The organism is Acinetobacter sp. AS5, from assembly GCF_048957595.1.
Taxonomy (GTDB): Bacteria; Pseudomonadota; Gammaproteobacteria; order Pseudomonadales; family Moraxellaceae; genus Acinetobacter.
In genome coordinates, this window is sequence record NZ_JARDAL010000042.1 from 23,610 (window position 1) to 36,025 (window position 12,416).

Annotated in this window: 14 protein-coding genes; 9 read left to right on the forward strand and 5 right to left on the reverse strand. The window is 43.4% G+C overall.

All coding sequences use genetic code 11. From position 1 onward, the window contains the following. Positions 1-192: 192 nt before the first annotated feature. The 5 genes from PV763_RS13340 to PV763_RS13360 form a co-directional block, all read right to left on the reverse strand. A complete protein-coding gene (locus tag PV763_RS13340) occupies positions 193-1,326 on the reverse strand; it encodes a porin (RefSeq protein ID WP_420938016.1) in 1,134 nt (377 codons plus the stop codon). Between the two features lie 303 nt (positions 1,327-1,629). Then, complete coding sequence (locus tag PV763_RS13345) at positions 1,630-2,043, reverse strand: HIT family protein (protein WP_004278705.1); 414 nt, start codon at positions 2,041-2,043, stop codon at positions 1,630-1,632. 31 nt (positions 2,044-2,074) lie between these two features. Beyond that, complete coding sequence (locus PV763_RS13350) at positions 2,075-2,344, reverse strand: YARHG domain-containing protein (RefSeq protein WP_004278704.1); 270 nt, start codon at positions 2,342-2,344, stop codon at positions 2,075-2,077. A gap of 86 nt (positions 2,345-2,430) precedes the next feature. Beyond that, positions 2,431-3,303, reverse strand: a complete 873-nt coding sequence (locus tag PV763_RS13355; RefSeq protein ID WP_005266232.1) for an NAD(P)-dependent oxidoreductase — start codon at positions 3,301-3,303, stop codon at positions 2,431-2,433. Positions 3,304-3,372: 69 nt separating this feature from the next. Further along, positions 3,373-4,470 carry an alpha/beta fold hydrolase gene (locus tag PV763_RS13360; RefSeq protein WP_420938017.1) on the reverse strand — a complete coding sequence of 366 codons (1,098 nt, stop codon included), beginning with the start codon at positions 4,468-4,470 and terminating at the stop codon, positions 3,373-3,375. 142 nt (positions 4,471-4,612) lie between these two features. Between PV763_RS13360 and PV763_RS13365 the strand changes: the two genes are divergently transcribed. The 9 genes from PV763_RS13365 to trpB all read left to right on the forward strand — a co-directional run bounded on the left by PV763_RS13365 (position 4,613) and on the right by trpB (position 12,319). After that, complete coding sequence (locus tag PV763_RS13365) at positions 4,613-5,800, forward strand: O-succinylhomoserine sulfhydrylase (RefSeq protein WP_420938018.1); 1,188 nt, start codon at positions 4,613-4,615, stop codon at positions 5,798-5,800. Positions 5,801-5,828: 28 nt separating this feature from the next. Continuing rightward, on the forward strand, positions 5,829-6,158 hold the full coding sequence (locus PV763_RS13370) for a YbaB/EbfC family nucleoid-associated protein (protein WP_004278699.1): 330 nt from the start codon (positions 5,829-5,831) through the stop codon (positions 6,156-6,158). A 13-nt stretch (positions 6,159-6,171) separates the two neighbouring features. Next, the gene (gene recR / locus PV763_RS13375) at positions 6,172-6,768 is read left to right on the forward strand and encodes a recombination mediator RecR (protein ID WP_005266236.1); all 597 of its coding nucleotides are present in this window, start codon (positions 6,172-6,174) and stop codon (positions 6,766-6,768) included. A gap of 178 nt (positions 6,769-6,946) precedes the next feature. Continuing rightward, positions 6,947-8,089, forward strand: a complete 1,143-nt coding sequence (locus tag PV763_RS13380; RefSeq protein WP_420938019.1) for a ribonuclease D — start codon at positions 6,947-6,949, stop codon at positions 8,087-8,089. A gap of 130 nt (positions 8,090-8,219) precedes the next feature. Next, the gene (locus PV763_RS13385; RefSeq protein WP_004278695.1) at positions 8,220-8,525 is read left to right on the forward strand and encodes a YcgL domain-containing protein; all 306 of its coding nucleotides are present in this window, start codon (positions 8,220-8,222) and stop codon (positions 8,523-8,525) included. A 21-nt stretch (positions 8,526-8,546) separates the two neighbouring features. Continuing rightward, positions 8,547-8,930 carry a hypothetical protein gene (locus PV763_RS13390; protein ID WP_420938020.1) on the forward strand — a complete coding sequence of 128 codons (384 nt, stop codon included), beginning with the start codon at positions 8,547-8,549 and terminating at the stop codon, positions 8,928-8,930. 20 nt (positions 8,931-8,950) lie between these two features. Next, on the forward strand, positions 8,951-9,802 hold the full coding sequence (locus PV763_RS13395) for an AAA family ATPase (RefSeq protein ID WP_044108942.1): 852 nt from the start codon (positions 8,951-8,953) through the stop codon (positions 9,800-9,802). A 13-nt stretch (positions 9,803-9,815) separates the two neighbouring features. After that, the gene (locus PV763_RS13400; protein ID WP_420938021.1) at positions 9,816-11,003 is read left to right on the forward strand and encodes a vWA domain-containing protein; all 1,188 of its coding nucleotides are present in this window, start codon (positions 9,816-9,818) and stop codon (positions 11,001-11,003) included. Positions 11,004-11,110: 107 nt separating this feature from the next. Further along, positions 11,111-12,319, forward strand: a complete 1,209-nt coding sequence (trpB, locus tag PV763_RS13405) for a tryptophan synthase subunit beta (protein ID WP_420938022.1) — start codon at positions 11,111-11,113, stop codon at positions 12,317-12,319. The last annotated feature ends 97 nt before the right edge of the window (positions 12,320-12,416 follow it).

The following is a 12,416-nucleotide window of genomic DNA, read 5'->3' on the forward strand; positions in this document are numbered from 1 at the left end:
TATTTTTTAATCTGATTAAAATGCTTGGTTTTAAAATGAAGAATAAAATTAATCAAACTAAATTGGTTGGTTTTATAAGAGTTGAATATCAGTATCACAATCTTTCTCATCATATTTATACTGATAAAAACACGCCAAAAAAAGAACATGCTGGAGGCATGTTCTTTTTAAATTTTGTGAGGGAGACTGGTCTTAGAAGTCGTAACGCATGCCTAGAGAAAGACCGGTTGCATCTTCACCGCGTGTACCGCCTACGTTGTTTGTACGCGCTTGTGCCCATGGTGTAACATTTGAATTCTCATCATTTAGTACAGTTGCCAGGTTTGCATATACACGTACTGTTTTGTCTAAACGGTGTTCAACACCAAGTGCCAATAATGTTGCATTCGCATCATCTGCATCTACATCACGTTGGAACACTTGACCACGTAGATATGTTTTTGGTGCAAATTTATAGTCAGCTGCTACACCAAATACTTGTGCATCTGGGTTTGCTTCAGAATTATCATGTTGAAGGAATTGGTATAAACCGCCCAGATTGAATTCAGGAGTGATTTTGTAGGCACCAGCAATACGGAAACCATCGCGTTCGCCACGACCTGCATCTTCTTCATAATGTTCATAGGCAGCAGCAAAATCAACTTTACCTTCTTTATAGGTTAAGGCGAGGTCGTATGCTTTATCATCGCGATTATCTTTATTGGTAGTAGTTGTGGTTCCCGGTACGACTACTGTTACTGGACCATTCACAGTTTCAATTACAGTAGTTTTTGGTGAAGACGTTGACACGCTATCAGGGCTATTACCTTCGTGTAAAGAAAGTGCTGCTAAAACATTAAAGCCGCCACCAAACTTAGGTGATTTATATTCAATGGTATTGTTATTACGTTCATCAAAACGCAAGTTGCCAGCACGTGTGACGTTACGAACATCACCGACCATATCACCAAAGAAGTTGACCGGGCCACGTGCTACTTTGAATGGGCTGTCAAAACGGCCGATACGCGCTTGACCGAAATCACCTTTTAAACCAACAAAAGTATCGCGAGTTGCAAATTCAACATCATCGTTTGCAGAACCACTTGCAAAGTTAATTTCCTGTTCGATTTGAGCAAAAGCCGTCATGCCATTTTCTAATTGTTGTTCAGCTTTAAAGCCAAGGCGTGACGCGTTTGATGATAAAGCAACTTCATTATAGTCTTTACCATCATCCAGATAATCTAAAGAAACGTGTGCACGACCATAAATTTTAACGTCAGCAGCAGCTGCCATGACTGGTGTTAAAATTGTTGCCCCAATTGCTAATGCAGATAACGTTTTTTTCATGTGTTGCTCCAATAAAGACTTTTTATTCATCGTCTTAAAACAAGTTTCAGTCATGTGTTGAAACATGTACCGCTCTATTGGTGCCAAGTATCGATTACAAATAAGACAGTAAGATTAAGGAAATATTTCAAATCTGTTAAATGTTGTATTTTGTAAGTTTTGTAATATTACACATTCAATTTTTTGTATTTAAAGATAATTTGGTTGCTATTATCTTAATGATTCGCATTTATTTCTAAAGTTTTATGCTTTAAGTAGAATAAAAAAATGGAGCCGAAGCTCCATTTTTTTATTCAGTTAAACTTAAAGTGCAGCTTTGATTTTTTCAGCCAGCGCTTTAATTTTTTCCTGATCACCCATCTGGGCAGCATGTTTGCCCAGATTGTGCAAAGAGGTAGGAACCAGATGGAAATGTACGTGTGGTACGGTCTGACCCGCTGCGGCCCCTGATAATTGCATCAGCACGATACCGTCCACACCTAAACCTTTTTCAATGGCTTTTGCAACTTTCTGTACGATCTGAATCGTATAGGCTGCAGCTTCAGGGGGTAGATCCAGTAAAGTGATCGCCGGAGTTTTCGGAACCACGAGAGTATGACCTTCTGCCTGAGGCATGATGTCCATAAATGCAAGAACCTGGTCATCTTCATACACTTTTATCGCAGGAAGTTCACCGCGTAGAATTCGTGCAAAAATATTCTGATCATCATAAGTCATAAGTATATTCCTTGAGCGTCATTAAACTGAATTATTTACAGTTCAATTCTTTCTGACGATCTTTGATCGCGTCAAGACGTTGTTGCTCTTTTTCCGAGAATTTTGGCTTGGTTGTATAGCAATTGTCATTACCAAACTTGGCTTTTGCTTCAGGATCTTTGAAACAGAAACCTTTAGACGCATAAATCACGTCATGATCATTTTTTAATTTTTTGCACTCTTGTTCAGATGCAAGAACCGATGTTGAAGCCCCGAACAAAGTTGCAAAGCCAATCAATGCTGCAACAGAAAATTTCTTCATGAGAGTTTCCTCTGGGTTATCCACTATATGTGCCTGCCTACTAGTCACAATATGAGGTTTCGTTATCATTATTCAATGGCGAGATATTACTCGATGGTAATATTACTCCATGATTCATACATTTTCACAGCACTGGAAAAATCACTGTTTTTATCCGACAGGTCGCTGGCTGCCTGAATCAGATTCTGGGTTAAAGATAACACAGGTGCAGAAAGTTTGGCTTCACGCGCAAGGTCGATTGCGATACCTGTATCTTTGGCCAAGAGTGGCAGGGCAAAGGTTACAGGAAAACTGCGGTTTAAAATACGCTGTGGCAATACGGTTTCAGTCACCATGCTTTTACCACTTGAAGCATTAATACAATCCAGTGCTTCATGCAGGTTTACCCCATGCGCTTTCAAGGTAGTAAAGCCCTCAGCAACGGCACACAGGTTTACAGCCATTAACATATTATTTACGGCCTTCACTGCAAAACCTGCGCCAGATTCACCGACATGCTTGATCAGCTTGCCAAATGCCTGCATTGCAGGAAGGGCTTTTTCATAGCCCTCTGCATTACCACCCACCATCACGGTTAAAGTGCCATTTTCAGCACCAACGGTTTGGCCACTGACCGGTGCATCCAGAAAGATTACCCCATGTTCAGCCAGTTGTGCTGCCAGTTTTTGGGCAGAATCTGGTACACCACTGGTGCAGTCGACCCAGACTGAACCGGATTTAAGCGGTAAATTTTCCAGAAGTTGTTCTACATCAGCGCTGGTGGGCAGGCAAGAAAAAATCACATCTGCCTGTACGGCCTGTTCCAGTGTGACGGCTTGGGTGCCATATTCGGCAGCATGCTCTTCAGCCTTGTTAAAGCTGCGGTTCCAGACATAGACCGTATCAAAATGCTTGGGCAAATGTGCAGCCATACGAAAACCCATTGCACCTAAGCCGATAAATGCCACTGACTGAATCATGCTATACCCTCTGAATATGTTTAAATCTATTGATAATTTTTAATATTTTTCTGGTGCGAGAAATCTGCTTTAAGCATCAAGCCGTGTAGAGCGCTGCACCAGCCAGGTCGTCATTTTGGGCCAGAATGTATTTGCCGTTTTCTGGTTCGACATTAGTCCAAGATGGCCACCCGGTATAAGAGTAAACGTCTTATCTTGGCTACTTGTCAATTCCATCAAAGGCTTAGCTGACTGTTCTGTGACAATTTGATCGGTTTGACCTGCACCCACCAAGAGAGAACAGCTAATATTTTTAAGATCAACGACACGACCATCTAAAGTGATAGAACCCTGTTTTAAAGGATTTTGCAGCCACAAGTGCAGCACCATGTCCTGATTAATCCCGCCTGGATAATCAATCATCTTATTCAGGAAATTCCCCATAGTGGCATGTTCATAGACATCTTCGACATGGTCCAGATTCAGCAAAAACTGCTTCTGGCTTTTAAGCCAGCCAATCGGATCGAGTAATTTAAAGCCCAAGGCATTTATAATACCCGGCGTATGAATATATTGCTTCGGGATCAGTCCTTGATGAATGGCCTGTTGCAGATTTTTATTTTTAGAAATCAGTTTATTGGTTGTAGAAAAAAGTTTGCCGACACGTCCTGACGCATAACTGTCGATAGGGCTGCCCACCACGATCAGATTTTTGACATGTTCAGGTGAATGCAGGGCCGTATAGAGCGTGACAAACACCCCAGCCATACTCCAGCCGTGCAGGGAAATGAACTGACTGCCTGAATGCTTGCAGATGGTTTCAATGGATTGAGGAATGGCTGTATCGATAAAAGATAAAAAGTTCAGGTGGCGGTGCTTAAAGTTAAAGCGTTTCCATTCCACCAGATAGACATCAAAACCGCTATGCTGAAAATGCTTGACCAGAGAACGATAAGGATACAGATCATAGATATCCATATTAATCGCCAAGGGTGCGATGAAAACCAGAGGCTCCTTATATTTTTTCTCAGGTGAAGCGTAATAGCGAATCTTGCAAAACTCGGTGCCGGCAATATATTCAAAAGGGGTTTTTTGCGACAGGATCAGTGAGGAGGCATTAAACACCCGGGTACTGAGGTGTTTCAATTTTTTTTGCTGGCGCTGAAAGTTTTGTTTTAACTGAATCATGTAAATAAAATATCCGTATCCGCGGGAGGATTGATCGAAGTCTAAGCAATAATCGCTTATTATGCCTTGACCTGAAATAGCTTAGGCGCTCAAAATGTTGGCAAATTTTTACAAAAGGCAGCCTGAGGGCTGAGGTAAAGCGATGAGCCAGCAAGACGATATTTCTTACCAATTAGAAACTTTAGCCATTCGTACCGGTCATACCCGCACTTTTGAAGGTGAGCATGGCGAACCAATTTTTCTAACATCGTCCTTTGTGTATGAAAATGCTGCAGAAGCCGCAGCCAAATTCTCAGGCCAGGAACCGGGCAATATCTATTCTCGCTTTACCAATCCGACCGTTGCCATGTTTGAAAAGCGTCTGGCTGCACTTGAAGGTGCAGAGCGCGCCGTCGCCACCAGTTCGGGTATGGCAGCCATTATGGCAGTGATGATGGCATTCTTAAAAGCCGGTGATCATGTGATCTGTTCACGTGCTGTCTTCGGCTCTACGGTTTCCATGTTTGAAAAATATGTCGCAAAATTTAGCGTCAGTGTTGATTTCGTCGATTTGACTGATCTTGATGCATGGAAAAATGCCATTAAGCCTGAAACCAAAATTCTCTTTGTTGAATCTCCATCGAATCCTTTAGCAGAAGTAGCTGATATACAGGGACTCGCCGATATTGCGCATGCCAATGATGCTTTACTGGCGATTGATAACAGCTTCTGTACACCTGTGTTACAACAACCACTCAAATTTGGTGCAGACCTGGTGGTGTATTCTGCGACTAAATATCTGGATGGCCAAGGCCGTGCGCTAGGTGGTGCTGTCGTAGGTAATCACAAGCTGCTTGAAGAAATCTTCGGCTACGTGCGTACTACCGGCCCATCAATGAGCCCATTTAATGCCTGGGTTTTCCTAAAAGGCTTGGAAACACTACGTTTGCGTATGCGTGAACATTCAGCAAGTGCACAGCAGCTGGCTGAATTTTTGAATCAGCATCCAAAAGTAGAAAAAGTATATTATGCGGGCCTGCCTGAGCATATCGGTCATGAACTGGCAGCAAAACAGCAGAGCGGTTTTGGCGGTATTGTGTCTTTTGAAGTCAAAGGTGGTCGTGAGGAAGCATGGACTGTCATCGACAATACCCAGTTTATCTCGATTACCGGTAATCTGGGCGATGTGAAATCGACCATTACCCATCCTGCAACCACGACACACGGTAAATTGTCGCCTGAAGCCAAAGAAGCTGCCGGTATTCGCGAAGGTTTGATTCGCGTATCTGTTGGTTTGGAAGAGATTGGTGATATTATCCAGGATATTCGTCGCGGTTTAGACCTAATTTAATTTTATAAATTTATGTTCGGAGATATTTATGAACATTAACATGTTGATGCAGCAAGCTCAGCGCATGCAGAAAGAAGTTGAAAACAACGTAAAAAAAGCCAAAGAAGAGCTTGCGCAAACTGAAGTGCATGCCGAGGCGGGTGGCGGTCTGGTGAAAGTAACTATGACTTGCCGTAACGTAGTGAAGCGTATCGAAATCAATCCTGAGTTACTTCAGGATGATCCAGACATGATCGAAGACCTGATTGCAGCGGCAATGAATGATGCAGCACGTCAGGCAGAAGTGGTATCTGACGAAAGAATGAAAGCAGCGAATTCGGGTATGGGTTTACCGCCTGGTCTTGCAGGTATGTTCTAAGGAAGAATGCGCAATGTTTAGTGATCGTTTTGATCAACTTGTTCAAGCATTACGCATTTTGCCAAGCGTTGGGCCGAAATCGGCTCAACGTATGGCCTTGCATATGATCATGAAAAATCGTGAAGGTGCAATTGGTTTGGCACATGCGCTGACTGAAGCAACCAATCACATTCATGAATGTTCAGTCTGTCATTCTCTGACCGAAGATGAAGTCTGCAATATCTGTACTTCGCTGGATCGTGATGATGAACTGCTCTGTGTGGTGGAATCACCTGCAGATGTCATGGCGATTGAGCAAAGTGGCAGCTTTAGAGGTAAATATCATGTATTGGGTGGACATTTATCGCCACTCGATGGTATTGGACCGGAAGAAATCGGTATTCCGTACTTGTTACATCGTTTGGCCAATGGTCAGGTGAAAGAAGTGATTCTGGCAACCAATGCCACGGTAGAAGGACAAGCAACGGCACATTATCTGGTTGAGGCCAGCAAGCATTTACCGATCCACATGACCCGAATTGCCCAAGGCGTACCGCAAGGTGGTGAGCTGGAATATGTCGATAGTCATACCTTGAGTCAGGCCGTGCATAACCGGATGCGCATGAAGTAAGTTCAGCTTAAATATCTTGTTAGTTTTAATATAAAAAAGATATTAATTGGATTATAAACCTTGATAAATGACCGCCATTTTTTAGGAAATAGGGCAGAATTGACGTTATTTTTTATACAAAAATTCTATAGATCAGTTAATATGGATCTATCGAGAATCTAATCTTAGACTCAGTTCTATGTTTCAATTTATTCAACATCAAAACGACTTAACTCATGTGCTGAACCTGATGGATCAGAATTCAGTTTATGGGCTGGATACCGAGTTTATCAAGGTGGATACCTTATGGCCTAAGCTGGGTGTTTTTCAGATTAACGTAGACAGCAAGGTCTATTTGTTGGATGGAACCACGCTGGATCTGACTGAGTTCCTCAATAAAATTTTTAACGCACAGCAGAATATTTTTCATGCCTGTAGTGAAGATATCGACCTGATCTATCACTATACCCAGAAGAAATCGCTGAGTAATGTGTTTGATACCCAGGTCGGCATGTCATTTTTGGGGCATGGTCTGCAAGTCAGCTATCAAAATGCGCTGAAGCAGATGCTGGAAGTCGATATCGAAAAAGACCAGACCCGTTCTGACTGGCTGGCGCGTCCACTCAGTTCCGAACAGTTGCTCTATGCTGCCAATGATGTGCATTATCTGGTGCAACTGTCAGAGAAAATCAAACGGGATCTGGAGTCGAAAGATCTGCTGGATTTTGCCTTGCAAGATTGCCGTTTTCTGACTCAGGAAATTGGCGAAGATACCCCAACTGCCTTGTTGTATCAGGATGTCGGCAATTACCGGCATTCACGCCGTCAGCTGATGCAATTGCAGCAATTAATGGTTTGGCGTGATCAGATTGCCAAAGCACTAAATCAGCCACGCAGTTTTATTTTAAAAAATGCCAGCATGATTGATCTGGTAGAAAAATTCCCGCGCAATAATTTCCAGCTGAGTCATGTGAAAGACATTCGTTCGAATGTGGTTCGTGAGCATGGCAAAACCATTTTAGATTTACTGAAATTCCTGCCGGAGCCGGCAAACTGGCCTTTACGTCTGGCACGTCCAATTCGCCATTCTTCCAAAGATATCGGCGAAAAAATTGATTCAATTATTCAGAATGTCGTCAATGAAACCTCAATTCCTAAAGAAGTCCTGATGCGTAAGAAATGGCTGAATGCCTTGTATCAGCATGTAGTCTTTCATAAGGACGAGCAGGATCTGCCGGATTATCTACTTGGCTGGCGCTATGAGTTATTAACTCGGCCCCTGATTCAGGTATTGCATCAGGATGAATCTTATCTGTCTACCCAGATGAAAGTCAGCGAGTGATTGGTTGCAGGATTGGTTAAAGAAAAAGCAATTATACAAAATCACGACTGATGCATGAGACGTGGCTAATGTTTCTGTCTTTTTTTTGATGTATCCTTGCGGTTGTTTTTCCAGAAAAGTCGTTTGAAATATGCAAGTGTCTATCTACAAATCCAGCAAAAAAAGTGAAATGTATCTGTATGTGGCGCGTCCTGCGAATGAAAGCGAAGCTGAAACATTCGAACCTTTAAGCGTATTGACTGAAGCAGTACAGGCAGCATTTGGACGTGCGACTTTTGTCATGCATCTTGAATTAAGCGAATCACGTAAACTGGCACGTGCCAATGTCTTGCATGTCATGGATTCTATTGAAACCCGCGGTTTCTTCCTGCAAATGCCGCCAGAAGGCTTGATTGATCCAAACGCTGTAGCACCAGAAGGCTTGCGTGGTGCTTAATGTTGATTCAGGAGTTGTGAAATGAATGGTTATGTGGCTGTATTAGACTCAATTCCTGAACAGAGCATTGCCGTTGCAGTTTATCTGCTCGGCAGCCTGATTGCTTTATGGTGCTGGTATGGCGTGACCAAGCGCCTGCCTAAACCCATGGGCGGTTTTTTGTGGATTGTGGCCTTTGCCATTCTGCTGACACCGACGGTATCCGAGGGGGCGAATGCGTCCATTGCACCCGCGATCTTTGGTCTGTTATTTGGGATGCTAACCAAAGAGCAGCCTTTAGTTTGGATTAATGCGTCACTTATTTTATTTGTCATTGGGATCGGTTCTGTGATTGGCTATTGCTGGTCGACTTATGTGTCGAACAAAAGCAATATTCGTGTTCACGAGAAAAGTTCACCGCTGTAAGTAAAAAATAAGGTTCAATCATGTCTGCTGATATTCAACAATTTTCAGGTACCGATCAGTACATCGCGACTGACAGTTTAAAGCTTGCGGTGAAAGCTGCACGCAGTTTGCAGAAACCATTGCTGGTCAAAGGTGAGCCGGGTACAGGTAAGACTTTGCTGGCCGAGCAAGTCGCAGAAAGTCTCGGTTTAAAACTGATTACCTGGCACATCAAGTCCACTACCAAAGCACAGCAAGGTCTGTATGAGTACGATGCCGTATCCCGCTTGCGTGACAGTCAGTTGGGTGATGACCGTGTCTATGACATCAAGAACTACATCAAGCCGGGAAAATTGTGGGAAGCATTTACCAGTGAAGAGCGCTGTGTCCTGCTGATTGATGAAATTGACAAGGCAGACATCGAGTTTCCAAATGACTTACTGCATGAACTCGATAAAATGTCGTTCTATGTGTACGAGACAGGCGAAACCATCACGGCAACTCAGCGCCCAATCGTGATCATTACCTCAAATAATGAAAAAGAATTGCCAGATGCTTTCCTGCGTCGTTGCTTCTTTCATTACATCGAATTCCCGGATGAAGCCACCATGCGTGAAATCATCGATGTGCATTTTGAGAATATCTCTGCAACATTGGTGAATGAAGCCTTACAGGTATTCTTCAAACTACGCCAGATTCCGGGTTTGAAAAAACCACCTTCAACTTCTGAACTGATCGACTGGCTCAGCCTGCTCATGGCTGACGACATGCCGGAAGATATTCTGCGCAATACTGATAAATCCAAAGCAATTCCACCGCTATACGGCGCCTTGATTAAAAATGAGCAAGATGTGCAGTTGCTTGAACGTCTAGCATTTATGTCACGTCGTTAAGGGAGAAACACGCATGTTTGTGCGACTGTTTTATACCTTACGCAAATATGGTGTACCGGTATCGACTCGCGAATTGATTGACCTGAATCAGGCGGTTGCTGCAGGTCTGGTGTTTGCCGATCAGAACGAGTTCTATCAGCTGGCCAAAACCGTAATGGTCAAGGACGAGCGCTATTTCGACAAGTTCGATCGCGCCATGAAAGATTATTTTGATGGTATCGCGACCTTTGATCTGGATGAACTGCTAAATCAGGTGCATAAGCTGCCCAAAGACTGGTTCGATCTCGAATTACTCGAGAAGCATCTGACCCCGGAGCAGCGCGAAGATCTGAAAAAAGCCGGATCGCTAGAAGAACTGATGAAAATGCTGGAAGAGCGTCTGCGCGAACAGCATAAAAAACATCAGGGCGGCAACAAGATGATTGGTACCGGTGGCACTTCACCCTTTGGTGCCTATGGCGATCATCCTGAGGGTGTGCGTATTGGTGGGCCGGGGCGTAAGCGTTCTGCGGTGAAAGTCTGGGAGCAGCGTCAATACCGCAATCTGGATGATGAACAGATTTTGGGTAGCCGCCAGATGCAGATGGCATTGCGCCGTTTGCGTAAGTTTGCCCGTCAGGGTGCAGCCGAAGAGCTGGATATTGATGGTACGATTCGTGAAACGGCCAAGCAGGGCATTCTGAATGTACAACTGGTGCCCGAGCGTCGTAACCGTATTAAAGTTTTAATGCTGTTCGATGTCGGTGGTTCGATGGATGCGCATATTGCCCAGTGTGAAAAGCTGTTCAGTGCTGCGAAAACCGAATTCAAAACCCTGGAATATTTTTATTTCCATAACTGTCTGTACGACTATGTCTGGAAAGATAATGTCCGTCGTTCCAGTTCACGCATGAATACCTGGGATTTGTTCAATACCTATGGTCGCGATTACCGCGTGATTGTGGTCGGTGATGCCAGTATGGCACCGTATGAGCTGAATTCTGTCGGTGGTTCTGTTGAATATATGAATGATGAAGCTGGACAGGTCTGGTTACAGCGTCTGTGTCAGCATTTTGATAAAACTGCCTGGCTGAATCCGGAAGAAGAAAAATACTGGCATTACACCCATACTATTGGTCTGATCCAGCAAATATTTGAAAATCATATGTTTCCAATGACGCTGAAAGGCATTGAAGACATGACTAAATATCTGGCGCGTTAATTCCATTTATCTATAAGTGACTTTAGTTAGAGTTATTAGTGATTTAAAACAAATTATTCTAGTATAAAGTCACTCATTATCTTTTATTTAAAATCTCGGGCATGATTATGACTCATCAAATTAATGGTATTGCCTTACCCAATGAAGAGGGTTTTTTTGGTCGATATGGCGGTCAGTTTATTCCACCCGATCTGAAACAGGCCATGGATGATATTAATGTGGCCTATCAGGAAATTCGTCAGACTGAAGAATTTCAGAATGAACTGAAAGACCTGTTTGCTCATTACGTCGGTCGTCCAAGTCCACTATTTCATGCCAAACGCCTTTCTGAACAGCTTGGCGGGGCGCAGATTTATTTAAAACGTGAAGATCTGAATCATACCGGCGCACATAAGATCAATCACTGTCTGGGTGAAGCTTTACTGGCCAAATATATGGGCAAGACCAAAGTCATCGCAGAAACTGGTGCCGGCCAGCATGGTGTTGCTTTGGCAACTGCATGTGCCTTGGTGGGTATCCCATGTGAAATTCATATGGGTCAAGTGGATATTGAAAAAGAGCATCCAAACGTCGTCAAGATGAAAATTCTGGGTGCTAAACTGATTTCTGTGACTCGCGGTACAGCTACGCTTAAAGATGCAGTCGATAGTGCTTTTGAAGAATATTTAAAAGATCCGAAAAATTACATCTATGCTATCGGTTCGGTGGTTGGACCACACCCATTCCCGATGATGGTACGTGATTTTCAGTCGATTATTGGCGATGAAATTAAAGTTCAGGCCAATGAACGTTTTGGTGCAAATCCTGATTATGTTGTTGCCTGTGTGGGTGGCGGTTCTAATGCAGTAGGCGCATTCACTGCATTTTTAAATGAACCAGATGTGAAACTGGTTGGAGTTGAGCCGGCAGGTCATGGTCTGGATACTGACAAGCACTCAGCAACATTAACTTTAGGTAAACCGAGCCAGTTACATGGTATGGCCTGTTATGTGCTAGAAGATGAGCAGGGTGAACCTTTGCCAGTGCATTCAATTGCTTCTGGTCTGGATTACCCAGGTGTGGGGCCACAGCATAGCTTGCTCAAAGATTTAGGGCGTGTGGAATATACTACGGCAACCGATCAGGAATGTCTGGATGCATTTATGACTTTGTCACGCGTAGAAGGCATTGTGCCTGCACTAGAAAGTTCGCATGCGGTGGCTTGGGCCATTCGTGAAGCAGGGAAACTGCCAAAAGATACCAAAATTGTGGTCAACTTATCTGGTCGTGGTGATAAAGACTCAGATTACGTCGCAGAAAAATTAGGTTTAAACTGATTTTATTTAAAATATTGATAGGCGGATTCAAGCGGCAAGTGCAACAGTATAAAAACCAGCCATAACTTCACTAGGCGTATACCAACCTAGTGTTTTT